The organism is Pseudoxanthomonas suwonensis 11-1 (assembly GCF_000185965.1).
Lineage (GTDB): Bacteria > Pseudomonadota > Gammaproteobacteria > Xanthomonadales > Xanthomonadaceae > Pseudoxanthomonas > Pseudoxanthomonas suwonensis_A.
The window spans coordinates 3,386,432-3,411,747 of record NC_014924.1 but is presented as its reverse complement, the minus strand read 5'-3'; the positions used below and the strand labels follow the sequence as shown (position 1 = coordinate 3,411,747).

29 protein-coding genes are annotated in these 25,316 nt (G+C 70.4%); 24 read left to right on the top strand and 5 right to left on the bottom strand.

The window, feature by feature from the left end:
- Nucleotides 1-14: 14 nt before the first annotated feature.
- From PSESU_RS15535 to PSESU_RS15520, 5 genes are all read right to left on the bottom strand, one after another.
- Nucleotides 15-1,532, bottom strand: a complete 1,518-nt coding sequence (locus tag PSESU_RS15535) for an alpha/beta hydrolase (RefSeq protein ID WP_013536752.1) — start codon at nt 1,530-1,532, stop codon at nt 15-17.
- A 43-nt stretch (nt 1,533-1,575) separates the two neighbouring features.
- A complete protein-coding gene (locus PSESU_RS15530) occupies nt 1,576-1,773 on the bottom strand; it encodes a helix-turn-helix transcriptional regulator (protein WP_013536751.1) in 198 nt (65 codons plus the stop codon).
- Entirely contained in the window at nt 1,770-2,351 is a 582-nt protein-coding gene (locus tag PSESU_RS15525; protein WP_013536750.1) for a hypothetical protein, read from the bottom strand. The genes PSESU_RS15530 and PSESU_RS15525 overlap by 4 nt, the downstream gene beginning before the upstream one ends.
- A complete protein-coding gene (locus tag PSESU_RS16355; protein ID WP_013536749.1) occupies nt 2,348-2,509 on the bottom strand; it encodes a hypothetical protein in 162 nt (53 codons plus the stop codon). Before PSESU_RS16355 ends, PSESU_RS15525 begins: the two co-directional genes overlap by 4 nt.
- Nucleotides 2,510-2,627: 118 nt before the next feature.
- Nucleotides 2,628-3,404: a ferredoxin--NADP reductase gene (locus PSESU_RS15520; protein WP_041764232.1), complete on the bottom strand. Its 777-nt coding sequence runs from the start codon at nt 3,402-3,404 to the stop codon at nt 2,628-2,630.
- 98 nt (nt 3,405-3,502) lie between these two features.
- Between PSESU_RS15520 and PSESU_RS15515 the strand changes: the two genes are divergently transcribed.
- From PSESU_RS15515 to PSESU_RS15400, 24 genes are all read left to right on the top strand, one after another.
- The gene (locus PSESU_RS15515; RefSeq protein WP_013536747.1) at nt 3,503-4,453 is read left to right on the top strand and encodes an ABC transporter ATP-binding protein; all 951 of its coding nucleotides are present in this window, start codon (nt 3,503-3,505) and stop codon (nt 4,451-4,453) included.
- On the top strand, nt 4,450-5,247 hold the full coding sequence (locus PSESU_RS15510; protein ID WP_013536746.1) for an ABC transporter permease: 798 nt from the start codon (nt 4,450-4,452) through the stop codon (nt 5,245-5,247). Before PSESU_RS15515 ends, PSESU_RS15510 begins: the two co-directional genes overlap by 4 nt.
- A 10-nt stretch (nt 5,248-5,257) precedes the next feature.
- Nucleotides 5,258-6,196 carry a 2-dehydropantoate 2-reductase gene (gene panE, locus PSESU_RS15505; RefSeq protein WP_013536745.1) on the top strand — a complete coding sequence of 313 codons (939 nt, stop codon included), beginning with the start codon at nt 5,258-5,260 and terminating at the stop codon, nt 6,194-6,196.
- A 111-nt stretch (nt 6,197-6,307) separates the two neighbouring features.
- Nucleotides 6,308-6,865 carry an ECF-type sigma factor gene (locus PSESU_RS15500; RefSeq protein WP_013536744.1) on the top strand — a complete coding sequence of 186 codons (558 nt, stop codon included), beginning with the start codon at nt 6,308-6,310 and terminating at the stop codon, nt 6,863-6,865.
- Nucleotides 6,866-6,962: 97 nt separating this feature from the next.
- Complete coding sequence (locus PSESU_RS15495) at nt 6,963-7,457, top strand: hypothetical protein (protein WP_013536743.1); 495 nt, start codon at nt 6,963-6,965, stop codon at nt 7,455-7,457.
- 26 nt (nt 7,458-7,483) lie between these two features.
- The gene (locus PSESU_RS15490; RefSeq protein WP_155942793.1) at nt 7,484-10,288 is read left to right on the top strand and encodes a tetratricopeptide repeat-containing serine/threonine-protein kinase; all 2,805 of its coding nucleotides are present in this window, start codon (nt 7,484-7,486) and stop codon (nt 10,286-10,288) included.
- Between the two features lie 89 nt (nt 10,289-10,377).
- Nucleotides 10,378-11,103, top strand: coding sequence for a hypothetical protein (locus PSESU_RS15485; RefSeq protein WP_013536741.1), 726 nt, complete (start codon nt 10,378-10,380; stop codon nt 11,101-11,103).
- The gene (locus PSESU_RS15480) at nt 11,100-11,624 is read left to right on the top strand and encodes a hypothetical protein (RefSeq protein WP_013536740.1); all 525 of its coding nucleotides are present in this window, start codon (nt 11,100-11,102) and stop codon (nt 11,622-11,624) included. The genes PSESU_RS15485 and PSESU_RS15480 overlap by 4 nt, the downstream gene beginning before the upstream one ends.
- Before the next feature lie 27 nt (nt 11,625-11,651).
- Entirely contained in the window at nt 11,652-12,674 is a 1,023-nt protein-coding gene (locus tag PSESU_RS15475) for a hypothetical protein (RefSeq protein ID WP_013536739.1), read from the top strand.
- Between the two features lie 462 nt (nt 12,675-13,136).
- Entirely contained in the window at nt 13,137-13,415 is a 279-nt protein-coding gene (locus PSESU_RS15470) for a hypothetical protein (protein ID WP_013536738.1), read from the top strand.
- A 128-nt stretch (nt 13,416-13,543) separates the two neighbouring features.
- Nucleotides 13,544-13,834, top strand: coding sequence for a hypothetical protein (locus PSESU_RS15465; RefSeq protein WP_013536737.1), 291 nt, complete (start codon nt 13,544-13,546; stop codon nt 13,832-13,834).
- Nucleotides 13,835-13,966: 132 nt separating this feature from the next.
- Complete coding sequence (locus PSESU_RS15460) at nt 13,967-15,385, top strand: pilus assembly protein TadG-related protein (RefSeq protein ID WP_013536736.1); 1,419 nt, start codon at nt 13,967-13,969, stop codon at nt 15,383-15,385.
- Nucleotides 15,382-16,158: a hypothetical protein gene (locus PSESU_RS15455; RefSeq protein ID WP_013536735.1), complete on the top strand. Its 777-nt coding sequence runs from the start codon at nt 15,382-15,384 to the stop codon at nt 16,156-16,158. The genes PSESU_RS15460 and PSESU_RS15455 overlap by 4 nt, the downstream gene beginning before the upstream one ends.
- 1 nt (nt 16,159) lies before the next feature.
- Nucleotides 16,160-16,978 carry a TadE family protein gene (locus PSESU_RS15450; protein ID WP_013536734.1) on the top strand — a complete coding sequence of 273 codons (819 nt, stop codon included), beginning with the start codon at nt 16,160-16,162 and terminating at the stop codon, nt 16,976-16,978.
- Nucleotides 16,975-17,643, top strand: coding sequence for a hypothetical protein (locus PSESU_RS15445; protein ID WP_013536733.1), 669 nt, complete (start codon nt 16,975-16,977; stop codon nt 17,641-17,643). Before PSESU_RS15450 ends, PSESU_RS15445 begins: the two co-directional genes overlap by 4 nt.
- Nucleotides 17,640-17,828 carry a hypothetical protein gene (locus tag PSESU_RS15440; RefSeq protein ID WP_013536732.1) on the top strand — a complete coding sequence of 63 codons (189 nt, stop codon included), beginning with the start codon at nt 17,640-17,642 and terminating at the stop codon, nt 17,826-17,828. Before PSESU_RS15445 ends, PSESU_RS15440 begins: the two co-directional genes overlap by 4 nt.
- An 11-nt stretch (nt 17,829-17,839) precedes the next feature.
- On the top strand, nt 17,840-18,664 hold the full coding sequence (gene cpaB / locus PSESU_RS15435; protein WP_013536731.1) for a Flp pilus assembly protein CpaB: 825 nt from the start codon (nt 17,840-17,842) through the stop codon (nt 18,662-18,664).
- Between the two features lie 2 nt (nt 18,665-18,666).
- Nucleotides 18,667-20,187, top strand: coding sequence for a type II and III secretion system protein family protein (locus PSESU_RS15430; protein ID WP_267878628.1), 1,521 nt, complete (start codon nt 18,667-18,669; stop codon nt 20,185-20,187).
- A gap of 10 nt (nt 20,188-20,197) precedes the next feature.
- Nucleotides 20,198-21,898, top strand: coding sequence for an ATPase, T2SS/T4P/T4SS family (locus PSESU_RS15425; protein ID WP_013536729.1), 1,701 nt, complete (start codon nt 20,198-20,200; stop codon nt 21,896-21,898).
- Nucleotides 21,898-22,746, top strand: coding sequence for a type II secretion system F family protein (locus PSESU_RS15420; protein WP_013536728.1), 849 nt, complete (start codon nt 21,898-21,900; stop codon nt 22,744-22,746). Before PSESU_RS15425 ends, PSESU_RS15420 begins: the two co-directional genes overlap by 1 nt.
- Nucleotides 22,743-23,633 carry a type II secretion system F family protein gene (locus PSESU_RS15415; RefSeq protein ID WP_013536727.1) on the top strand — a complete coding sequence of 297 codons (891 nt, stop codon included), beginning with the start codon at nt 22,743-22,745 and terminating at the stop codon, nt 23,631-23,633. Before PSESU_RS15420 ends, PSESU_RS15415 begins: the two co-directional genes overlap by 4 nt.
- Nucleotides 23,630-24,010: a DUF192 domain-containing protein gene (locus tag PSESU_RS15410; RefSeq protein WP_013536726.1), complete on the top strand. Its 381-nt coding sequence runs from the start codon at nt 23,630-23,632 to the stop codon at nt 24,008-24,010. Before PSESU_RS15415 ends, PSESU_RS15410 begins: the two co-directional genes overlap by 4 nt.
- Nucleotides 24,007-24,666, top strand: a complete 660-nt coding sequence (locus tag PSESU_RS15405) for a TadE/TadG family type IV pilus assembly protein (RefSeq protein WP_013536725.1) — start codon at nt 24,007-24,009, stop codon at nt 24,664-24,666. Before PSESU_RS15410 ends, PSESU_RS15405 begins: the two co-directional genes overlap by 4 nt.
- Nucleotides 24,663-25,271, top strand: a complete 609-nt coding sequence (locus PSESU_RS15400) for a hypothetical protein (RefSeq protein ID WP_233275238.1) — start codon at nt 24,663-24,665, stop codon at nt 25,269-25,271. Before PSESU_RS15405 ends, PSESU_RS15400 begins: the two co-directional genes overlap by 4 nt.
- The last annotated feature ends 45 nt before the right edge of the window (nt 25,272-25,316 follow it).

Below are 25,316 nucleotides of genomic sequence, written 5' to 3'. Positions count from 1 at the left end.
GAGGTGGTGGTGCATCAGGGCTCCCATCCGTTGAAGCTGGTGAAGGGCGGTACGTAGCTCATGCTGTCCAGGCAGCGCGCATCCAGCGCGGCGGCATCGGCGCTTTCCAGGAACTGGCCGAGCACGCGCGGCATGCAACCCAGGCCGAGGGTGCCGTGGCCCTGGCCGCGCAGGACCAGGTGGCGGCCGTTGGGCAGGCCTTCCAGCACGCGTGCGCCGAAGCGCGGCGGGGTCACCGGATCCAGCTCGCCCGACAGCAGCAGCGCCGGCACGTCCGAGCGCAGCGGCGCGGTGAAGTCCTGCGGGCGGCTGCCATGCGGCCAGGCGCTGCACGGGGCGAAGAACATCTGCGCGACCTGCGGCCCGAGCACGGTGCCGTCCGCGTTGGCGGAACCCTCGTCGTAGCGGTCGGCGTCCTCGGCACACAGCACCGACCACTGCATGCCCGAGGCCATGGCCCCGGCGGTGCTGCGGCCCATCAGCTCGGACAGAGACTTCAGCGGTGCGTAACGGCCCTGGGCCGCCTCGTCCAGCACCAGCGGCAGCAGCGCCGCGGTCTGCGGCATGTACGAGAACATGAAGGCCAGGCTGGTCACGGTGCCTGCATCGACCCGGCCCTTGAGGCTCTCGCCACTGGTCGGATCGCGGTACTCGACCTCGACCGGGGCTTGCGCGAGGCGCTCGACCAGCAGCCGCAGCTGCGCCTTCGGATCCTGCGGGAAGCGCTCGGCGCAGGCAGGCAGCGCCTGGCAGCCTGCGGCTTGCAGCTGGAGGGCGTCCTCGAAGGTGTGGGCGAACTCGCCGCCCACCACCAGGTCGTTGGGCGCGACGCCGTCGAGCACGATCGAGCGCACGTGCTGCGGATACTGCTTCGCGTACTGCTGGGCGACGCGGGTGCCATAGGAACCGCCGACCAGGTTGATCTGCCCGGCGCCGATGGCCTGGCGTACCGCTTCAAGGTCGGCCACCGCATCGGTGGTGGTGTACAGGCGCGTATCGGCGCGGTCGGCGACCTCGCGCGCGCACTCTTCCGCAAGCCCGACCAGGGCCTGCAGCGCCTTGTCCACGTCGCCGCCAAGCTCGGCCAGGCCGGTGCGGTCGCACTCCAGCGGATTGGAGCCACCGGTGCCGCGCTGGTCGACCAGCACCACGTGGCGCTGCTTGCGCACCTCGGCGAAGGCCGGGTCGATCTGCGGCCATACCTGCACCGCGGACTGGCCGGGACCGCCGGCGATGAAGAACACCGGATCCTCCTGCGCCGCGCCGTCCTGGGTGGCGCGCAGCCAGGCGATGTTGAGCGCGATGCGGCGGCCGTCGGCGTTGGCCGGATCCTCCGGCACCTCGAAGCTGGCGCACTGTGCCTGCACGTTGTCGCCGCGGCCGCTGTTGGCCAGGGTGCACGGCTCGAACTCGATCGAACCGTAGGTGTTGGCGCCCTTGTGCGCGGAACCGGAGGATGGATCCTGGCTGCAGCCGGCCAGGGCGAGGCCGGCCGCCAGTGCAAGGAGCGGTAGGGAACTGCGGGTCTTCATGTCGATGCGCCCGGTCAGGTGGGTTTCGGAAGGAAAGCGGCGCTCAGGGCTCGTCGGGGACGAACACGTCCTCGATGCTGCGTCCGAACAGCCGCGCGATACGGAATGCCAGCGGCAGGCTGGGGTCGTACTTGCCGGTTTCCAGGGCGTTGACCGTCTGCCGGGAGACCTCCAGGCGTTCGGCCAGCTCGCCCTGCGACCAGCCATGCTCGTCGCGCAATGCGCGCAGGTGGTTCTTCATTGGTAGCGGCGGATCACCACGGCCTTGGCTACGCCGTAGGTCGCGCAGATGAAGGGGAATACCCAGATCATGGCCGAGGCGGAAGGCACGTCGATCACCTTCGCCGCCTGCAGGAAGCCGCCGGCCATGTAGACCATGCACACCAGCGCGGTGCCGATGCTGACCGCCTCCAGCTCGATGCGCTGCTGCATCTCGTCCACGTCGCGGATGTAGCGCACCATCGCGCGCAGCACCAGGGCGATCGGCGGCACCGGCAGCAGCGCCACCAGCGCCCGCACCGGCGTGTCCAGGTCGGCGCGCTTGAGCAGCAACAGCGAGACGATTACCGCGACGGCATAGGCGCTCATCGACACCGCGATCTCGCGGGTGTAACGGCGGCGCAGCGCGGCCGGCGCGGTATCGCAGGGAGACGGGAGGCGCCAGTACATCAGCGCGGCCAGGCCCAGGCCGAAGGCCGCGCCAAGCAGTACTCCGGTCACGGCGTCCGGCAGGCCCGGGATGAGCCGCGGGAGCAGCAGGCCCAGGCCGAGCGAGGCTGCCGCCATCAGCGCCAGCAGGCGGGGCGAGGTGGGCTTCATGCCGTCCTCCTCCCATGCATCCGGTCCGCGGCGGCGGGGACGAAGGACACGATCCCGACCGGCAGCACGTAGTGCAGGGCCGCCCCCACGCCGATGAAGGCCAGGCCGATGGGAAAGAAGACGTCCGCGTTGCGCCGTGCCGTGGTACTGCCAGCCATCCCGCTTCTCCTGTAAAGCGTGCTTGACAGACGATAGGAGCAGCGCGGGCCGCTTGTCAAGCGTCCTTTACAGGCCCCGGTGCGGGCCGGTTCCGGGCGCTGCAACGCGGCCCGGGGTTCAGCGGCGCGGAGTGGGATTGGTGCTGATGTACTTCTCGCGGCGGATCTGCGCCGCGCCGAAGCCGAGTGCCTTCAGCGCCTCGAAGCTCGCATCGACCATGTCCGGGTTGCCGCACAGGTAGGCGATGTCGCGCGCCGGATCCGGTGCGAACTCCGGAAGCTGCTGCTGCACGTAGCCGTGGCGCACGTCCTCGTGGGCCTGCGGCGAACCGGCCGCAGGCAGCTCGCGCGACAGGCAGGGCACGTAGCGGAACTGCGGATGGGCGTCGGCGAAGCCGCGGAAGTCGTCCGCATACAGCAGTTCGCCCGGAGTGCGCGCGCCGGCCAGCAGCACCACCTCGATGCCGCGCTCGGCGATAAGGTTCGCCAGCACCGGCAGCATCGCCCGGTACGGGGTCACGCCGGTGCCGGTGCCGATCAGCAGGTAGCGCGCGTTGCGGTCGGCAGGGAGCAGGCAGAAACGGCCGTACGGACCGCTGGCGTTGACATGGCTGCCGATCTCCAGCGCCTCGAACAGCGCGGTTGCCGCACCGCCAGGAACGTGGCTGACCGCGATCTCCACCGCCTCGCCCGGACCCATCGCATGGTCGTGGATCGTGGCCAGCGAATAGCTGCGCCGTGCCGGGGTGCCGTCGGCGTAGTCGAAGTGGATCTGGATGAACTGCCCCGGCACGAAGTCCAGCGGCTGGCCGTCGTCGCGGGCCAGGACGTAGTGGCCGATGGTGGGCGCGAGCATGCGGCGCTCGACGAGGCGGAGCGGGAACTGGAGGGGCACGGTATTGGTTTCGGGACAGTGTGTACCGGGAGGCTTCCCGGCTCGGACCTATAATAGCCGCAGCTCCGTGCAGGCGCCCTGAGGGCGCGAAAGGCCTCATGACCCCACACTCCCCAGAGGCAGCGGCTCCGGCGCTGCGCGTGCGCGACCTGCGCAAGACCTATGGCAACGGCGTGGAAGCCCTGCGGGGCGTGTCCCTCGACGTGGCCCCGGGCGACTTCTTCGCCCTGCTCGGCCCCAACGGCGCCGGCAAGTCCACCCTGATCGGCATCGTCAGCTCGCTGGTAAACCTGAGCAGCGGCAGCGTCGAGGTGTTCGGTACCGACCTGGTGTCGCGCCGCAGCGAGGCCATGCGCCTGATCGGCCTGGTGCCGCAGGAGATCAACTTCAACCTGTTCGAGCAGCCGTACGACATCCTGGTCAACTACGCCGGGTTCTACGGCATCCCGCGCGAGGAGGCCGGCCCGCTGGCCGAGCAGGAACTGCGCCGCGCCCACCTGTGGGACAAGGCGCGGGTGATGAGCCGCACCCTGTCCGGCGGCATGAAGCGGCGGCTGATGATCGCCCGGGCGATGATGACCCGGCCGCGCCTGCTGATCCTGGACGAGCCGACTGCCGGCGTGGACATCGAGATCCGCCGCGACATGTGGCGCGTGCTGCGTGAGATCAACGCCGCCGGCACCACCATCATCCTCACCACGCATTACCTGGAGGAGGCGGAGAGCCTGTGCCGCAACCTCGCCATCATCGACCGCGGCACGATCGTCGAGCAGGGGCCGATGCGCGCCCTGCTGGCCAAGCTGGACGTGGAAGGCTTCCTGTTCGACATCGACGGCGAACTGCCCACGCAGCTGCCGGAGATCGAGGGCACCACCCTGATGGCGGTCGACAGCCACACCCTGGACCTGGACATGCCGCGGGCGATGGACCTCAACCGCGTGTTCGCCGCGTTCGAGGCCGCCGGCATCCGCATCCGTTCGATGCGCACCAAGAGCAACCGCCTGGAGGAGCTGTTCGTGCGGCTCACCGGCCAGAAGGAGGCCGCATGAGCACGCCACTGGTGGAAAGGACGCCACGCGCCGCCAACTGGATCGCGCTGGGCACCATCGTGCGCCGCGAGGTGAACCGCATCCTGCGCATCTGGGGCCAGACCCTGGTGCCGCCGGCGATCACCATGACCCTGTACTTCCTGATCTTCGGCGGCCTGATCGGCTCGCGGATCGGCGACATGGGCGGCTACAGCTACATGGAGTTCATCGTGCCCGGCCTGGTGATGATGAGCGTGATCCAGAACAGCTACGGCAACATCTCCTCCTCGTTCTTCGGCGCCAAGTTCGGCCGCCACGTCGAGGAGCTGCTGGTCAGCCCGATGCCCAACTGGGTGATCCTGTGGGGCTACGTCGCCGGCGCGGTGCTGCGCGGGCTGATGGTCGGCGTGATCGTGCTGCTGATCGCGATGTGCTTCACCAAGGTGCGCATCCCGCATCCGCTGGTGACCCTCAGCACCGTGCTGCTGGGCGCGACCATCTTCTCGCTGGCCGGCTTCGTCAACGCGGTCTACGCGCGCAAGTTCGACGACGTGGCCATCGTCCCGACCTTCATCCTCACCCCGCTGACCTACCTGGGCGGCGTGTTCTATTCGGTCAAGCTGCTGCCGCCGTGGGCCGAGGCGGCGACCCACGCCAACCCGATCTTCTACATGGTCAATGCCTTCCGCTACGGCCTGCTCGGCAGCACCGACGTGCCGCTGTGGGTGGCCTATACGCTGATGCTGGCCTTCGTGGCGGTGCTGTCGGGCATCTCGCTGGCGCTGCTGCGCCGTGGCGTGGGCCTGCGCAGCTGAGGAGACGACGATGCGCATCCTCGTGCTCGGCGCCGGTGGGACCGGCGGTTACTTCGGCGGGCGACTTGCCCAGGGCGGCGCTGACGTCACCTTCCTGGTGCGCCCCGCGCGCGCGGCCCTGCTGCGCGAACGCGGCCTGCGCATCCGCAGCCCGCTGGGCGATGCCGACCTGCAGGTCGCGACACTCACCGCGGACGAACTGCCTGCGGCGGTCGCGCGCCAGCCTTTCGACCTGGTGCTGCTGTCGTGCAAGGCCTACGACCTGGACAGCGCGATCGAGGCCGTGGTCCCGGCGATGCTGCCCGGCACCACGCTGATGCCGATCCTCAACGGCCTGCACCACTACCCCGCGCTGGACGCACGCTTCGGCCGCGACAACGTGCTCGGCGGCCTGTGCTTCATCAGCGCGACCCTGGGCGAGGACGGATCGATCCTGCACCTGGGCCGTCCGGCCTCGATCACCTTCGGCGAGCGCGATGGCGGCAGCAGCGCCCGGGTCGAGGCCTTCGCCGCGCTGTGCGCGCAGGCGGGCATCGACCACCGCGCCAGCACCGACATCGGCCAGGAGCAGTGGATCAAGTTCAGCTTCCTCGCCGCACTGGCCGCCGGCACCTGCCTGGTGCGCGGCAGCATCGGCGACATCGTCGCCAGCGAGGGCGGCGAGGAATTCATGGCCGCCCTGCACGACGAGTGCCTGGCGGTGGCCGCCGCCGAAGGCCAGCCGGTACCGGAGAAGGCGCGTGCCATCGCCCGCGGAAGTCTGGTCCAGCAGGGCTCGGACGTGAAGGCCTCGATGCTGCGCGACCTGGAGGCCGGGCGTCCGGTCGAGGCGGCGCATATCGTCGGCCACATGTGGCAGCGCGCCCGCGCCCATGGCCAGCCGGCACCACTGCTGCAGGCCGCCTGGGTGCACCTGCAGGCCTACCAGCGCCTGCGCGGCGGCGGCTGAGTCGGCCGCGGCAGGGCGCCCCGGCCACCCCCCAAAGCCACGCTGACGGGCCCCGGGGACCGCGCTAAGCTTCGCCCGTCCCGCCGGAGTGCGGGGTGCGGAGGGGCCGCAATGGAACAGGAGTGCGAGATCACCCGGTTGCTGGAGCGCGCGCGGGATGGCGACTCCCGGCAGCTGACCGCGGTATTCGAGGCCTTGTACCCGGAACTGCACCGCATCGCGGTGGCGCGAGTCGGTGGCGGCGATCGCACCGTCACCCCCACGGTGCTGGTCAACGAGCTCTACCTGCGCCTGGCCAGCGGCGGACTGCCGGAACTGGCCGACCGCCGCCACTTCTTCGTGGCCGCCGCCCAGGCAATGCGCTGGATCCTGGTCGACCACGCCCGCCGCGCGCATGCCGGAAAGCGTGGCGGCGGACTGGCCGCGGTCACCCTGGAGGAAGACCTGGCCGGCGGCATCGGGGACGCCGACACCCGCATCCTCGCCCTGCACGAGGGCCTGGAGGCGCTGGAACAGATCGACCCGCAGCGCCGCCAGGTGGTCGAGCTGCGCTACTTCGTCGGCCTGGGTTTCGCCGAGATCGCCGGGCTGCTCGGTTGTTCCGAGCGCACCGCCAAGCGCGAGTGGGAGCGCGCCCGCGCCTTCCTCCACAGCATGCTGCTGCGATGAGTGGCACTCCCGCTTCCCCGCCTGCGTATGTCGGTCGGGAGCGTCGGCCCGGGCGAATGGCGTCCGCCGGATCGTTCCCCTCATCGGAGACAGGGACATGAAACTGGAAACGACGTTGTGCTGCATGGTGCTGGGCCTGGCCCTGCCGTCCAGCGTGTGGGCGCAGCAGCAGCAATCCGACGCGATCGTCGGCGAGAAGGGCGTGCCCATGGACGGTGCCCAGATCGCGGCCGCCGGCCAGGACCTGCGCGCGCAGGCCGCGGCCACGCGCAGCGGCGCGCTGACCCCGGGGGCGATCCCCGGCACCCGCGGCGGCACCGACAACAGCAACGGCGGCGGCAAGACCGAGCCGGTGCAGAAGGACCCGAAGGGACCGGACAAGCTCGGCGTCCAGGCCGGCGCCGTCGCCCGGCTCGGCCAGGTGGCGATGGATCCCAAGGAGGAACCGCCCAAGGACAAGGACCCGCCCAAGGATCCCAAGGGTCCGGACAAGCTGGGCCAGGCGGTGCAGCGCGACCAGGTCATGACCCCGGCCCGGACCCGGGCCGCGCAGCAGGCCACGCGTGCCGCCGGCCAGGCTAGCAGGCCATAGGAGGAACGGTGTTCCCGGAAGGCGGCATGGATGCGGGTGAGCGGGAACTGTGGCGGCGCGCCGACGCGCTGTTCGATGCGCTGCTGGACGAACCCGGACACACCCGCGAATCCCGCCTCCGGGAACTGACCGGCGACGAGGCCCTGCGCGAACGCGTGCGCCGGCTGCTGGCCGCGCACTCGCGGCCGGGCGGCGTGCTCGACCAGCCGCCGCCGGCACTGCAGCCGGCGGTGGCGTCGCTGGCCGGGCAGCGCCTGGGCCGCTGGCGCCTGGACGGGGAGATCGGCCGCGGCGGCATGGCCGTGGTCTACCGCGCCACCGCCGAGGACGGCGTCCAGGGCCAGGTCGCGGCGGTGAAGGTGCTTACCCTCGGCAGCGTGGCGCGCGAGGGACGCGACCGGTTCCTGCACGAGCAGCAGGCGCTGCTGCGCCTGCGCCATCCGTATATCGCCGCGCTGTATGACGCCGGGGTCAGTGCCGATGGCACGCCGTGGCTGGCGATGCAGCTGGTCGAAGGCGAGCCGATCGACCAGTGGTGCACCCGCCACCGGCTCGATGCCGCGGCACGGGTGCGCCTGCTGCTGCAGGTCTGCGAGGCGCTGGACTACAGCCACCGCAACCTGGTCGTGCATCGCGACATCAAGCCGTCCAACGTGCTGGTGGACGGCGACGGCCATGTGCGCGTGCTCGACTTCGGCATCGCCCGCACTCTGGACGATGGCGGCATCGCGCTGACCCGCACCGTGCTGCAGGCGCTGACTCCCGAGTACGCCGCGCCGGAGCAGTTCAGCGGTGCGCCGCCGGCCACGGCGATGGATGTGTACGGCGTGGGCGCCCTGCTCTACCGCCTGCTCACCGGCGTCGCCCCGGGCCACGGCCGTCGCGACGGCGAGGTGGTCGCACCGTCGCGGCTGCTGCGCCAGCGCGCTGGCGAACATCCCGACCAGGGCTTGCGACCGCTGGTCGCGCAGCTGCGCGGCGACCTGGACACGATCGCGCTCAAGGCCCTGGCCGAACGCCCCGGGGACCGCTACGCCAGCGTCGCCGCGTTCGCCGACGACCTGGAACGCTGGCTGGAACACCGGCCGATCGCCGCCCATCCGCCGAGCCTGCGTTACCGCCTGCGCAAGTTCGCCGGCCGCAACCGCTGGCAGGTGGCCGCCGGCCTGGCGGTGGTCCTGCTGCTGGTGGCCGGCGTGGGCAGCACCGTGTGGCAGATGCGCAAGGCACGTGCCGAAGCGCAGCGCGCCAACGCCCTGGCCGAGGAATCGCAGGCGCAGCTGGACTACCTCGCCAGCCTGCTGGACGTGCTCGCCCCGGGCACCGAGGAATCGCGCGAGATCGACCGTGCGCAGCTGCTGGCCGAGGCCACCGCGCGTGCGCGCAGCGAACTGGCGGACCGTCCGCGCGTGCTGGCCGCGGTGGAACTGCGGCTGGGCCTGCTGGCCGAGGAGATCGGCGACTACGCGCGCGCGGCCGAACTGTTCGACGCCGCGCTCGAACGTCGCCGCCAGCTGTTCGGCGACGACAACGAGGCCACCGCCGAAGTCCTGGCCAAGTCCGGGTCCACGCGCGCGCATCTCAACCCGCCCGACCCGGAGGAAGCGCTGCGGCGCATGGATGCCGCGCTGCCGGTGCTGCGCGCCCGCGCGCCGGGCAGCGGCCTGCTGGTGCGCACCCTCAGCGGCTCGATCAGCGTGCTGGCCGAGCGCGACCGCTACGACGAGGTGGACGCGCGTATTGCCGAGGCCATTGCCCTGTGCGATGCACCCGCCGCCCCGGAGGACGAATGCACCGCGTTCTGGGTCAATGCCGGCAGCTACTACGAGCGCGTCAGCGATCCGCGCAAGGCCATCGGGGTGCTGGAGCGCGCGCTGGAAATGCGCCGCCGCCGCGCTGGTCCGGACCACGCCGATACCCTGCTGGTCGCCAGCCGCCTCGGCGCGGTCTACGCCAGCATGGGCGAACTCGCGCGTGGCCTGGCCCTGCTCGAGGAGGTGGTGGATTCGCAGCGGCGGATCTACATCCGCCCGAACCGGGAGTCGGTCTCGACCCTGCAGCTGCTGTCACGACTGGTGTCCGCCAGCGGCGACGTCGAGCGCGCGCTGGAGCTAAACGCCGAATACCTGGATCAGGTCCAGGCCATGTTTGGCGATGCCCATCCAAACGGCGCCCTCGGCCATACCGACCGCGGCAGCCTGCTGTTCGCCGAGGGGCGTTTCGCCGAGGCGGCCGAGTCCTTCGCCGAGGGCTTGCGCCGCTACCGCCTGGCCGGTGGCGAGGCCGGCGCCGCGATCGCCGAAGGCAACCTCGCCGATGCCCTGCGTGAACAGGGCGAGGCCGCCCGCGCCCTGCCGCTGCAGCGGCGCTCGCTCGAGGCGATGGAGCGGCTGTTCGGTGCCGACCATCCGCGCGTGGCCGCACGCCTGGCCAATGTCGCCCGTACGCATGCCGCGCTCGGCGACCATGCCCGCGCGCTGGCGCTGTATGACCGCAGCATCGCGCTGTACGGGAAGCACGCGCGCGAGCAGGGTGGCGACCCGGACAACGTCCACTACGTCGCCGCGTGGCGCGCGCGCAGCCTGCTGGCCCTGGGCCGGGTCGCCGAAGCCGAGCACGCGCTGCGCGACGATGTGGGCCGGATGCTGGAGAACACCCAGGCCAACCCGCGCATGGTCAACGAGGCCTTCGCCTTCCTGGTCGAGGGCGCGTGCCGCGCGGGCACCGACGACTGCACGGAGTTGCGCCGCCAGGCCGGGGAACGGCTGCGCCAGCCGATCCCGGGCATTGCCAGGCTGCGCCTGGAGCAGGCCCTGGCCGCCACGCGCTGAGTCGCTGTCACTTTCTTCCGCGGTCCTGCGTATGCCGGTACAGGGGGCGCCCCGCGCCCCGCCGGACTGGTGGCAACGGAGGGAAGCCGATGCACGGACAAGGGATCCTGTTGGCGAAGGGCCTGGCCATGGGCCTGGTCATGGGCATGGCCACGGCGTGCAGTCCAGCGCCGGCCGCCACTGATGCGCAGGCGCTGCAGGACGCACAGCTGCAGGACGCGGAGCTGCAGGATGTACTGGCCCGCTACGAGTCGGCCGTGGCCTGGCTGCTGGGCCCCGACCGCACCGCCGTGCAGGCCTGCTGGGACGAGGACCGCCAGGCCTTTGCCGCGGAGCTGGCCGCCTGTACCGATGCCGGCTGCCGCAGCGCGACCCTGCAACGCCGGCTGCTCGCCCTGGAAGGCTGGCAGGCCGACCACCAGCGCGTTCCACCACTGCTGCCGATGCAAGCCAACGGGGAACTGCTGGCGATACTCGCGCCCGAGGACGGTTCGGTCCCACCCTCGAGCCGCACCCCGCAGGCCACGCGCGAAGGCGTGCTGGTCCATGCCGTCGACGACCCGCAACACATGGGCCTGGCCGTGGTCGACGCGGACGGCACCCACGTGCTCGTGCACGACGCCGACCTCGGCAATGACGACACCGACCGCGAACTGCTGGAGCTGGCCGCCACTGGCGTCCGGGTGCGGGTGCATGGCCAACCCCTGCCCGCGGCCAATGGCATCGACGACTTCGACACCTCGCGCTGCCGCCGCGTGTACCGGCTGGGCGACGCGACTTCCCCTGAAAGCGACCCCCGAGGAATGCAGCCATGAAGTCCCGGCGTTCCATGATGTTTGTCCTGTTGCCGCTGCTGTCGCTGGCCGGCGGCGCGCAGGCCGCCACCGATGCCTGCGTCGTCGGAACCTGGGAGCCGGTGGGCAATGCGGCCACCGACTGGATGCAGCGCAACGCCCCAGGCATGCAGGTCGCGATCGCCCAGCAGCAGGGCACGCTGGAGTTCCGCGGCGACGGCAGTTACGCGGCTGGCGGCAGTGCCGAAGCCACCGCCACCAGTGCCAGCGGCATGAGTGCGACCACCCGCGATGCGCAGTTCCAGGCGCAGGGCAGCTGGAGCACCGCCGGTGGCCGGCTGACCCTGCGTCCCTCGCGCGAATCGACCAGCGGCACCATGAAGATCCAGGTGCCCGGCGGCCGCACCCTGGAGATGCCGATGCCGAGGGGGCCGGCGCAGGTGCAGGACATGCAGTACGCCTGCAGCGGCGCCGAGCTGGAGACGCGCATGGCGATCCGCAACGCCACCCCCATCGTGCAGCGCTACCGGCGCCTGCGCTGAACTTCCATCCAACCCGAGGAAACCGCCATGCACACCATCCCCGCGTCCGCGCGCCGGGCGCTGACCCGCTGCACCCTGCTGTTGCTTGCCGCCGCCATCCCGGCCCTGCATGCCCAGGTCCGGGTGCAAACTCTGCCGGGCGTGAAGCTGGCACTGAAGCTGCCCGCCGGTACCTGGAACGAATCCAGCACCGTGGTCAACGGACTGACCGGCAGTGGCAACGGCGCCAACCAGCCGGCGTTGCCGCAGGTGGCAGCGCTCAACGGCTTCCTGCTGTCGTTCGGCAACGGCGACCACAAGCTGCGCCATGTCGGGGTCAAGGCCGATGGTCGCTATACGCGCTTCGCCTTCGCCGACCAAGACAGTAACGACCCGTTCCGCGCCAGCGCCAGCTGGACCACGTTCACCCACGGCCAGGCCGGTGAGGTGAGCGCGATCGGCGGCGGCAAGTTCCGGATCCAACTGCCCACGCCCAAGCCGGCAGGCCATGTGCTGGTGCTGCGCGGCTTCGAGTTCCAGCGTGCCGACCGCAGCGACGCCAACCTGCGCAACATCGGCGTGTGGATGGATGGCGAGCGCAACGCCGTGGTGGTCTCGCTCACCGACGACCAGGGCCTGGATTTCCGAGGCCTGGAGCGTTCGCTGGGTGCAGCCGCGCTGGCCAGCGCAACGATGCTGCCCGGCCTGCTGGAGTTCGCGCATGTCGAGGCCAGCCGGGTGGCCGCGCGCAATATCCCGGCGATGGTCGGCAGGTACCGCGGCTACCGGGCCACGGTGCAGTACGCCTGGATTCCCGCCGACCTGGTGCAGGCCGAAGGCACGCTTGCCGGTGGCGGCGGCGACCTGGATCGTGCGCGAGCGGCCACCCCGGTGCACGCGCTGCAGGGTTTCGAGTTCACCTTCGACAACAGCGACCACCACCTGCTGACGCTGGCGGTCAATGCGGACGAGCGCGGCCGCCGGATCTTCGCCTTCCAGGACAACAACCGCGACGACCCCCTGCACTGGGAAGCCACCTACCTCACGCTCAAGCCGGAGCTGCGTCGCTGACCCTCGACGGTTGCTGGCCGGTGCATCACTGGCCGCGGCCCGCGCCGCGGCTTTCCTTTCCCGCGCAGCGTCGCGCGTCCTGGAATTCCGTACTGCTGTCATCCGCTTCGCGCGCGCCTGCCTACGCGCGCATGACGGATACACCACAACTGCATGACCCGCGCATGTCGGACGTGAGTGCCGTCAAGAAACAGGCGATCCGTTTTCCCGTTCTGCAGAACCCATCACCCTTTATCGGCTGTTCGTCTGAATCAGCCGGGAAAACCGACAAAAAACGTCAATCAATGACTTGTGACGGCAACGAAGGCGGTGCTAGTTTTTTGACGCGTGGATCACGGCTGGAACAGTGCATCGCATCATCGCCGGCAAACCCACGCGTACATCCCGACGGAACAGCGGGCAAACAGGCCCGGAGCGTGTTTTTGGTTTTCTGCTCCGGACAGCCCTTCAGGAGACCATCGCATGCGCAAGCAGTCCCGGAAGTTCGGCTTCAACCAGACCGGTCAGGGCATGACCGAGTACATCATCATCGTCGCGCTCATCGCCATCGCCGCGATCGGCGTGTTCTCGATGTTCGGCAAGACCGTCCGCAACCAGGCCGCGGGCCTGGCCAAGGAGCTCTCCGGCAATTCGGCGCAGACCGCCATCAGCAACGCCGGCACCGCCGCCAACGACGCGCAGACCCGCGCCAACGCCAACAAGGGCATGGCCGAGTACAACAAGGCCAACGACGCCAAGTAAGCCTGCGATCGTCTCCGGCACCGATCGGCGCTCGCCGCGCGCAGCCGCGCGGGGCGTGCCGTCGGCGCCGGGCCCGTCCCGCGCGCTGCCTGCCAACGCATGCGGGACCTCCACACAGGAGACGTGAAATGAGCCGGAAACGCATGCGTTCCGCGGGTCGTCGCATCCAGCGCGGCCAGGGCATGACCGAGTACATCATCATCGTCGCGCTCATCGCCATCGCCGCGATCGGCGTGTTCTCGATGTTCGGCAAGACCGTCCGCAACCAGGCATCCGGCCTGGCCAAGGAACTCTCCGGCAATTCGGCCCAGACCGCGATCAGCAACGCGGCCGAGTCGGCCAATGGCGCCGCGGGCCGGGCCAACGATCCTGCCAAGCAGGGCATGGCCAACTACGACCACGCCAACGACGCCAAGTAAGCGCCGTCACCGGCATTCACGCCGACCCGTGATCCCGGTCCCCGACGGACCGGGCAGGGCAGGCGCGTGCCGCAGGAGAGCCCGATGCGCCGTTCCATCTCCACGTACAGCAGGCGGATGCGAGGCCAGGCCATGCCCCTGGTCCTCGTCTTCCTGGTCGTGCTGTGCATCGGCCTGCTGGTGACCTTCAACACCGGCCAGGTGGTCGGCAGGAAGGTGGAGGTGACCAACGCCGCGGATGCGGCGGCGTACAGCATCGCGGTCGAGCAGGCGCGCGCGCGCAACCTCGCCGCCTACCTCAACCGCGGGCGCGTGGCCAACGAAGTCGCCATCGCGCAGATGGTCAGCCTCAACTCCTGGCTGACCATGGTCCATTCCAGCTCCTACCACTTCGAGAAGTTCATGGACGTGGTCACGGCACTGCTGAGCTGGGTGCCGGGACTCAACGCCGTGCTGGCGGCGATCGACCGCGCCATGAAGGTGCTCAACCAGGCGCTCAAGGCCTTCCGCAAGACCTTCATCCCGGGCGTCAACGGCGCGATCTTCACCCTGGACCAGGTGCTCGACAACCCGTATTCGATCGCGGCGCGGACGGCGCTCAGCACGCCCGCGTCCGGCGCCAACATCCTGGCCATGGCCAGGAAGGTGGTGGAGGACAACGCGCCCGGCGCACGCGTCACCGCCGCCGGCGTCGGCGTGCTCGGCGCGAACGCGCTGGCCGCCTCGCGCCAGCTGGAGCTGTACAACCCGGGGCAGAGCGCGCGCAACACCGGCGGCGAACGCTACCGCAACGTGGTCATGGCCTCGCGCGACACCTTCACCCGCGCGCGGGACGGCACCGCCTTCGGCGTGTTCCACAACCGCGGCGGCACCGACCTGGTGGATTACGACCGCTGGTCCGGGGTGGACACGTTCCACTTCCGCCTGCCGTTGCCGTTCCCGCTGGGGACCGAGACCTTCGCCCTGGGCTGGGGCGGAACCCAGGCCGTGGACCGGCGCCAGCCGCCGTTCTTCCCCGGCATCGACCAGGGCCGCGGCTGGCTGTCGCCGTACGAGAACCGCCGCCACGCCGCCTACAACGGCACCACCCGGTCCAGCATTTCCGGCCGCTTCATCGAGGGCAACCCGGCCGGCCAGGAGATGGGTTTCCAGCGCCGCCAGGCCTACTTCGACGGCTACCGCACCGGCCTGACCGCGCGCTATCACGACGTGAAAGACGAATTCTCGCGGACACCGGAAGGCGACAAGGCCGGCCCGGTCTACACCGTCGAGGTCGGCCTTGGCATCGACCGGGTGCGCACCAGTTCCACGCTTGGCATCGGCGCCGGACGCATGGAACTGCGCGACCAAGCGCGTGGCGACGAGGTCCGCGCGATGGCCAGCGCCCAGGTCTATTTCAACCGCCCCCACGAGTACGCCAGGTTCCGGCGTTCGGTGTGGGGCCGCAACGACGACAAGTTCGAGATGGGAAACATGTTCAGCCCGTACTGGCAGGCACGCCTGGTGGAGACCCCGTTGGCCGACCGTTCGATCCTGGCGGTGGCGCCATGAAGCCCCGCGCAAGCGCCTGGATGCCCGCGCTGCTGCTGGCTTCCGCCTGCGCCTCGTGCACACCCGCCGAGCCCGACACCAATGGACCGGCGAGCGACGCGGGCGGCGCTGCGACGCTGCCGGCCCTGCACGCGGTACTGGCCTGGGAGCACATCGTCGACGGCGGCAACCCGCAGCGCAGGGATTACCAGGGGCGCATGGACATGTGCCGCGAAGCCGGCTGGCCCACGCGCGAGCTCCCGTCCGACGAGGTCGCACGACTTGGCACCGGGCGGGTGGAGATCATGATCGATGCCCGCCGCCAGGCCGTGCGCCAGACCATGTGGACGCTCGGCGCCGGAAGCGACGGCGCCGATCCGAAGGCGTTATGCCAGCCGACCCTGGCCGAGGAGCAGACCGAGGACAGCTCCGTCGACGGCCAGTTCCCCGCGGTGACCGACGTGGACATGGCCGCGGAGGCCGAACTGGTCGCGCGCGCCGGCTGGGCCCGGGTCGGCGAGGACAGCGTGGGTGGCCAGGCCTGTGTGCGCTGGCGCCAGGACGACCAGGAGGTATGCATGTGGTCCGGTGGCAGCCAGTGGGGCTTCGCCGGGCAGCCGCTGGACCTGCGTGGCTGCGATGGCATGGCCATCGGCAGCTACCTCGAATACATCCCGCTCGAAGCGCGGCCGCTTGGCCCCCAGGGCTGCGTGGTGAAGCTCGAGTCCTTCAGCCTCGGCAAGGGCCTGCTGCCGGCCAACCTGCCGGGCCCGGCGCGGGCGGGGGCACGCTGACATGCGCACGCCCCGCTCGCCGCGCCACGTTCGCGGCCAGGCCCTGACCGAACTTGCCGTGTGCGCGGCGGTGCTCGTGCCACTGTTCCTGCTGGTACCGGTGGTGGCCAAGTTCGGCCACGCCAACCAGATGGCGCAGCAGGCAGCGCGCAACGCCGCCTGGGAGGCATCGGTCAGCCAGGACTACGGCGTGCCGACCGGCGCGGAGCTGCAGCGCCGGGCGCTGGAGCGCAGCTTCGCCGCGGCCGACGCGCCGATCCGCAGCAGCCTCCAGGGAGAGGCGCGCGGCGAGTTCGAGGACCAGATGCTCAATACGTTCTCGGGGCGCAAGCTGCTGGAGCGCGACAACCTGCGCGTGGCCAACCTGCGCAACGCCCGCTCGCCCGGCTTCATGGACGAGGCGCTGACGGTGCTGCCGCGGGTCGGCAGCTTCCCGCCCAATCCCGACGGCTACGTCACCGCCGAGGTGGAGCTGTCATACCGCAACCTGGAGAACCGCGACGGCAGCCGCCCACGCTACCTGGAGCCGTTCGACCAGCTGGACGTGGTCCAGGTCCGGCGCCAGTCGCTGCTGGTGGATGCATGGAACGCCTCGGGCCCGCGCCGGATCGACCGCAGGCCACGCAGCGTCGAGACCGCGATCCGGCCCCTGGTCCCCACCACGCTGCTGCCGCCGGGCCTGGACGGGATCTTCGACACCATGGGCGCGCTGGAACCGATCCTGCCCATGGTCGGTTCGCTGGGCGACCTCGAGCTCGGCCACGTCGAGCCGGACGTGGTGCCGGCCGACAAGCTCGCCGATTACCCGGTGCGCCGATGATTCCGCGCGTCCTCCTCGTGCTTTGCGTCGCTGCCGCCGCCGTCCCGGCTCCGGCGGCGGACTTCCCCGACGTGCCGGTACCCAAGGGCGCGCGTGGCGAGCGGGTCAGCGACCACATGCGCTACAACGGCCTGGACATGCGCGCCAGCAGGTACGCGATCGACCAGCCGGTCGACAAGGTGCGAGCGTTCTACTTGCGGCAGTGGAAGGACAAGGTCGCCGACACCGCGCTGGACGGGGGCGGCAGCGTGCTCGGTTACATGGACCGGGGCCGCCACTACGTCACCGTGGCCCTGCGCCCGGCCGGTCGCGGCACCGAGGCCACCATCGGGGTGATGCGCCTGCCGCTGGAGGACGTGGCGCCGGATGCCGTGGGCAAGGGCTTCGCCCGGCTGCCACGCACCGAGGTGGCCGAGGACATCGTCTACCTCGACACCCCGCGCCAGGTGCGTACCCTGAGCATGGGCAACGCGCACAGCCCGTTCCAGAACGAACGCTTCTACACCCGCACGCTGGGCGCCCAGGGTTACGCACGCGAACCGGGCGACGCCTGCCAGGCCTCCAGCCAGGTGTGCCAGGTGCGCTACACCCGCGACCGCGAGCGGATCACGGTCACCGCCATGCGCCAGGAGCAGGGGACCGCGATCGTGGCGGTGATCGAATGAAGCACGCGGCGCCTGCTACCCGCCAGCGCGGCCAGTCGACGATCGAATACACGGTCGTGGTGATCGCGGTGGTGATCGTGCTGGTCGCGCGCCCGGACGTGATCACCGACATCGTCGAGGCGCTCAAACAGGCCTACGCCGCATTCGTCCACGCCATCTCGGCGTCCGACATCCTCGTCAGCTAGGGCCTACAGGCATGCAGAAACCCCGCATCAGCAAGAACTTCCTGTACATCGCCATCGCCGTCGGCATGGCCCTGCTCGCCGCCTTCGTCGCGGTCAACTACGTGCAGACCACGGTGGCCGAGCGCACCCAGGACAACCGGCCGATGGTCGAGGTCGCGGTACCGATGGACGACATGCCGCAGGGCGCGATCCTGCAGCCGGGCGACCTGGCCCTGCGGCGCATCCCCGCCGAGTACGCGCCGGCCGACGCGGTCACGCCGGAGAACCACGGCCAGTTCGAGGGACGCATGCTGCGCTCGCCGGTCCGCGGCGGCGCGCCGCTGAGCGCAAGCGCGCTGGTGCCGCTGTACGACCAGTTCTCGCGGCTGATCCCGCGCGGCAAGGTCGCCTACACCCTCAGCGTGGACGAGAACAATTCGATCAGCGGGATGATCGCGCCAGGCGACCTGATCGACATCCTGTTCCTCAAGGACAAGGACGAAAGCAGCGGCGCGCGCACCGGCGCGCTGGCGCTGCCGCTGCTGCAGCAGGTGCGGGTGCTGGCCACCGGCACCCGGATCGGCGAGCGCGTCGCCCCCGATGGCCGTCCGGCCGACGATGGCCAGGGCTTCTCCAGCGTCACCCTCGAGCTGGACCACGGCCAGGCCAAGACCCTGGCCGTGGCCTCGGAAGCCGGTTCGCTGCGGGTGCTGCTGCGCGAACTGGAGGACGACTCGCCCGGGCCGCACGACGGGCTCAGCGAGCGCGAGCTGATGCGCTCGCTGGGCGTCGGCAGCGGCGGTACCCGTGGCGGCGGCCAGCGCGGCGTCGAGTTCATCATTGGTGGAAGGGGTTGAGGATGCGAAACACGATGCAGCGCGGCGGCCATGGCCACCGCGTCGCCGGTGCACTGCTGCTGGCGCTCCTGCTGGCCGCACCGGCATGGGGAGCGATGGCCCAGGAAGCCCCGGCCGCGACCGGATCCACCGCTGGCGCCGCCGACCCGGCCACGCCCACCCCCGCCCAGGTGGAGCAGGCCCTGCGCCGCGCCGCCGGCCAGGTCCAGGAGGTCGGCGGCAGCGGCGACGGCGGCAACCGCGCGCTGGCCGGCGATGGCCGCGCCTCCACCGCCCAGCCGCTGGCCGACGCGCTGACCCTGCACGCGGGCGAGGCCGCGGTGCGAAGGGTCCCGGCGGCGTTGCGCCGGGTCGCGGTGGGCGACGGCGAGATCCTCAGCGTGCACACCGTCGGCCGCAACGAGCTGGTGTTCATCGGCACCCAGCCGGGCGAGACCAACGTGCACCTGTGGCTTGGGAACGGCACCCAGCGCACCGTCGCGGTCAACGTCACCGGCAGTCGCTCCGACGGCGTCGCCGCCACCGTGCGCGAGCTGTTGGGCAACCACCCGGACGTGGCGGTGCGCGCGGTCGGTTCCAACGTGGTGATCTCCGGCGGCGAGCTCGACGCGGCGACCAGCGCCAAGATCGCGGCGCTGCAGAAGCTCTACCCGCAGGTGCTCAACTTCGCCGGTTCCGACCCGGTGGGCATGCGCCCGATGGTGCGCATGGACGTGACCATCATGGAGTTCAACAAGGATGCGGTGGAGGACCTGGGCATCCGCTGGGACAGCACCATCAGCGGCCCGATCGGCGGACTGATCCGCGACGTCACCACCAACGACTACTTCCGGGTGCTGCCCGAGGACAACCGCACCTTCGACGAGATCCGCGAACAGCTGCCGACCCGGCTGCCCGGCCCGCAGGGCTACTTCGGCATCGCCACCACCATCGGCTCGCAGATCAACCTGCTGATGAGCCGCGGCAAGGCCTGGGTGCTGGCCGAGCCCAAGCTCAGCGCCCGCAGCGGCAGCAACGCGACCTTCCTGGTCGGCGGCGAGGTGCCGATCGTGATCCCCTCGGTGCTGGGCCAGACCCAGATCGAGTACAAGGAATACGGCATCCGCCTCAACATCAGCCCGAACGTGAACTCGGCGCGCGAGGTGGCCACCTCGATCATGGCCGAGGTCAGCCGCATCGACCCCTCGGTGGCGGTGCAGGGCGTGCCCGGCTTCCTCACCCGCCGCGCCGAGACCGAGATCAACGTGCTCGCCGGGCAGACCATCGTCATCTCCGGCCTGCTCGACCGCGAGGCCGCCAAGTCGGTGGACAAGTTCCCGATCCTCGGCGACATCCCGATCCTCGGCCGCCTGTTCCGCTCCGACGGCTTCCGCGGCAACCGCACCGAGCTGGTGATCTTCGTGACCCCGCACATCGTCACTCCGGACTCGCCGGAGAACCTGGAGGAGCTGCACCGCGGCGACCGCATCGAGCAGTCGCTGGAAAGCGAAATCAGCCCGCGCCAGAACTCGCACCTCAGGTAAGAGACCCGACATGTTCACGGTCCTCATCGACGCACCCGGACGCGATACCCGCCAGGTCAGGTGCATGCACCGCGAATGCGGCATCGGCCGCGGCGACGCGAACCTGGTGATGCTCCAAGGCTGGAACATCGCCAGCAAGCACGCCACCCTGGTCCGCGAGGACACCGGGGTGTTCATCCTGCCGCTGGGCGGCAAGGAGCCGATCATCCTCAACGGCAAGGCGGTGCTGGCCAAGCAGGGCCCGATCAGCGGCCGCGACGAGCTGCGGATCGGCAACTACACGCTCAAGGTCAGCGGCGACGATTCCGGCGGCATGCGCGTGCCGCCGGCAGCCAACGACCAGGAGCCCGCGCCCGCGCCGCGACCGGTGGACGCCGCAGCCGAGCGCTCGACCTCCACCGAGATCACCCTGGCAGGCCCCGGCCCGTCCGACCTCACCACCTGGCGGACCCGCCTGCACATGGCCCTGGTGCGGCAGATGGACCTGCGCCGGATGGACGTGCGCAGCATGGACGACCAGGCCCTGCGCGACACCACGATCAACCTGATCGACGACATCCTCAAGCGCGAGTTCCAGGACCTGCCCAAGGACATCAACCCTCGGGTGCTGGCCAAGCAGGTGCTGGACGAGGCCATCGGCCTGGGCCCGCTGGAGGACCTGATCGCCGACGACAGCGTCACCGAGATCATGGTCAACGCGCACGACGAGATCTTCATCGAGCGCGAAGGCCGCATCCGCAAGTCGGAGGTGGTGTTCTCCAACGAGCGCGCCTGCCTGGCGGCGATCGAGCGCATCGTCACCCCGCTGGGCCGGCGCATCGACGAGAGCTCGCCGCTGGTGGACGCGCGGCTGAAGGACGGCTCGCGCGTCAATGCGGTGATCCCGCCGGTCGCCCTGCGCGGTCCCAGCATCAGCATCCGCAAGTTCGCCAAGCGCCGGCTGATGGGCGAGGACCTGCTGACCTTCGGCTCGCTGGACGAGCGCATGCTCGAGTTCCTGACCATTGCCGTGCGCGAGCGCCGCAACATCGTGGTCTCCGGCGGCACCGGTTCGGGCAAAACCACCCTGCTCAACATCCTGTCCAACTTCATCCCCGACGCCGACCGCGTGGTCACGATCGAGGACGCGGCCGAACTGAAGCTGGTCCAGCCCAACCTGGTGGCGCTGGAGGCGCGCCCGGCCAACATGGAGGGCAAGGGCCAGATCACCATCCGCGACCTGGTCAAGAACGCGTTGCGCATGCGCCCGGACCGGATCGTCGTCGGCGAGTGCCGCGGCGGCGAGTCGCTGGACATGCTGCAGGCGATGAACACCGGCCACGAGGGCTCGCTGACCACCGCCCACGCCAACAACCCGCGCGAGACCCTGTCGCGCCTGGAGGTGATGGTGATGATGGCCGGCATGGAGCTGCCGATGACGGTGGTGCGCGAGCAGATCGCCTCGGCGGTGAACCTGATCGTGCACCAGCGCCGCTATCCCTGCGGCTCGCGCAAGGTCAGCCACATCACCGAGATCACCGGCATCGAGAGCGGCACGATCCAGATGCAGGACATCTTCCTGTTCAAGCCGACCACCTACCACGGTCCCGACGGCAGGGTCGCCGGCAACTTCGTCGCCACCGGCGCGGTGCCGGAGTTCTACGAGGCGCTGGCCGAACGCGGGGTGCCGGTGGACCTGGGCATCTTCCGCAACCGCGGGGGCCTGGACTGATGGGCGTGTGGCTGGTGGCCCTGCTGGTGTTCGCCGGCACCGCGCTGGCGGTGCTGATCGGCGCGCGTGCCAGCGAACGCTTCATGGCGCGCTACCGCGAGAACTTCCTGGACCAGGCGCGGCTCAACCTGGCCGACATGTTCATGTTCATGGACCCGGGCCAGCTGTTCATGGCCAACATCCTGGCCCTGGTGGTCGGGCCGCTGCTGGTGTGGATGGCCACCGGCACCCTGTTGTTCGCGATCTTCGCCGCGGTGGTGATCGCGGTCGCGCCGCGGCGGATCTACGTGATGCTGCGCCGCCGCCGGCTGGACCGGATCCAGGAGCAGCTGCCCGACGCATTGCAGATGCTGGCCTCCAGCCTGCGCGCGGGCGTGGGCTTCTCGCCGGCGATGGAGGTGCTGGTCCAGGACGGGCAGCCGCCGCTGGCGCAGGAGCTGGCCCTGGTGCTGCGCCAGCAGCACATGGGCGTGCGCGCCGACGAGGCCCTGGAAAGCTTTTCGAAACGCGTGCCGATCGTCGACGCCGAGCTGTTCGTGTCCGCCGTGAACATCTCGCGCGAGGTCGGCGGCAACCTGGCCGAGACCCTCGCCACCCTGGCCGAGACCCTGCGCCGGCGCCTGATCATGGAGAAGAAGGTCAAGGCCCTCACCGCCCAGGGCAAGCTGCAGGGGATCGTCATGGCGCTGTTGCCGGTGTTCCTGGTGGGCTACCTCTCGCTGATGTACGCCGAGACCATGGCGCCGATGTTCCACAGCTGGCATGGCTGGCTGGTGATCGGCGTGTGCGTGGTCATGGAGTACCTCGGCTACCGCATGTGCAAGAAGATCATGACGATCGACGTATGAGCTGGATGCTGATCCTCGTCGCCCTCCTGGCTGCCGGCGCCGTGGTGCTGGTGATGCTCGGTACCCGCGGTGCGATCCGCGAGGTCGAACTGGAAGACCGCACCTACTACGATCCGCTGCCGCGGCTGATGCAGATGATGTGGCCGCTGGTGACCGTGCTCACCCGCCGGCTCGCGCCTCGCCTGAATGTCTCGCAGCTGGAGCAGACCCACCGCCAGCTGCAGGCGGCCGGCCAGGACTACACCCTGACGCCGGAGGAGTTCTACGGCCTGCGCGCGGCCAGCGCGATCGTGGTGATCCTGTTCTTCCTGCTGTGCGTGCTGATGCTCGGCAAGCTGGGGCCGTCGTCGGTGCTGGCCTGCGTCATGTTCGGCGGCGTGCTGGGCTGGCTGTACCCGGCGCTGTGGCTGGGCGAGCGGCGCAAGCTGCGGCACAAGGCGGTGGTACGAGACCTACCGGTGTACCTGGATTTCATCACCATGTCGGTGGAGGCCGGGCTCAACGTCACCGGCGGGATCGAGCAGGCGGTGGCGAAGGGGCCGGCCGGTGCGCTGTCGCAGGAGTTCTCGCGCATGCTGCGCGACATACGCGCCGGCCTGCCACGCGCCGAGGCGCTCAAGCGCATGTCCGAGCGCATGGACATCAGCCAGATCACCAACTTCACCAGCGCCCTGATCCAGGCCGACAAGGTTGGCGCCAACCTCAGCGACACCCTGCGCGCGCAGGCCAACCAGCGCCGCGAGGAACGCTTCCTGCGCGCGGAGAAGCTGGCACTGGAGGCCCCGGTGAAGATGATGCTGCCGCTGGTGATGTTCTTCTTCCCGCTGATCTTCCTGTTCATCGGTTACTTCATCTATCTCAAGATGCTCGAGGAGGGGATCCTGTGAGGCCGGGCAGCATCCGCCGCGAAGGCGCCCCGCCGATCCCGCGCGCCTGGGCGGCCGACCGCTGGTGGTCGCGCTTGCGTGGCCTGCTCGCGCGTCCGCCGCTGGCCGCCGACGGCAGCGAGGCGTTGCTGATCCGGCCCTGCGCCAGCGTGCACACCGTGGGCATGGCCTATCCACTGGACCTGGTGTTCCTGGACCGCGAAGGGCGGGTGCTGGAGTGGCGCGAACAGGTGGCGCCCTGGCGCGCCGCCGCCTGCCGCGGCGCGGCCGCCACCGTCGAGCTGCACGGCGGCGCGCTGGCGCGGTTGCGGCCATGCGCCGGCGAACGCTGGCGCTGGGAACCGGCCGCGGTGGCCGGCAAGGGAGGAACGGCATGAGCAGGCGGAATCCCGGCCCGCGGCGCATGCGCGGCCAGTCCATGGTCGAGCTGCTGATCGCCGCGCCGGTGGTGTTCTTCCTGATCCTGATGGTCGTGCAGGCGGTGCTGCTGTACCGGATGAAGTCGACCCTGGACTATGCCGCCCTGATGACCGCGCGCGCCGGCGCCGTGACCGGGCTGCACCGCGACAAGATGCGCCAGGCCTTCGCCAAGGGGATGATGCCGCTGTACGCGCACAAGACCGGCATGGTCGAGATGGAACTGGCCTACGCCAAGGCGCGCGCCGACCTGCTGGTGCACGGCCGCATCACCGTGATCAACCCGACCCGCGCGGCCTGGGACGAGTTCCGCGAGCGCCAGTACGACGGTGCCTACGCCCTGCCCAACGACTCGCTGGCCTACCGCGACGCCACCGTCGGCAGCAGCGGCGTCAACGTGCAGGACGCCAACCTGCTCAAGGTCAAGGTGGAGTACGACGCGCCGCTGGTGGTGCCCTTCGTCGGCTGGGTGCTGGGCGGGCGTTCGCAGTACCTCAAGGCCGGCACGTTCGAATCGCCGCCGGTCAGCCGCCTGACCGGGCGCCTGCCGATCGAGTCGTACGCGATCGTGCGCATGCAGGTGCCGGTGCGCGACCGCGGGAACCTCGACCGGTGAAGTGGCAGGTAATGCTGCTGCTGCTGGGCCTGGCCCTGGCGCCGGCTGCAGGCGCGCAGGCGGCCGCGCCGCTGTCGGGCACCGCCGAGGTACTGACCAACCAGCTCGGCGCACTCACCCGTACCAGTCCACGCGGCGCCATGGAGACCGCACAACTGTTCTTCCGCGACGGTGCGCTGCGCATCCACTTCCGTGACAACGCCGGCGGCCAGTACGCGCTGGTATTGCCGGAGGGCGCATCGGTGGGCTGGATCATCGGTGCGGATGGCGGGTCGATGCCGGTACCGCGCATGCACTGGCCGCTGCGCTTCGACGCCGATGCGCCCTGCACGGGGCTGGGCATGTTCGCCGACTGCCAGCGCGTGGAGAACGGCGTGTATGCCGGGCGCAATGCGGTGCACTGGCGCTATCGCCTGCCCAATCCCACCGGCCCGGGCATGACCCGCCAGGGAAACATGTGGCTGGACGCGGAGACCGGGCTGGTGCTGTCCTACGAGGGCCGCACCGGCGTCGGCCGCGAACAGCGCTGGGAAGTGCGCAGGCTGCGCTACGTGCCGCAGCCTGCGGAGCTGTTCGACCCGCCACCGGAGGCGACCGCGCGCTGAACCGCGGCCACGCGCGCGTTTGCCCACCATGCGCAACCGACGCAC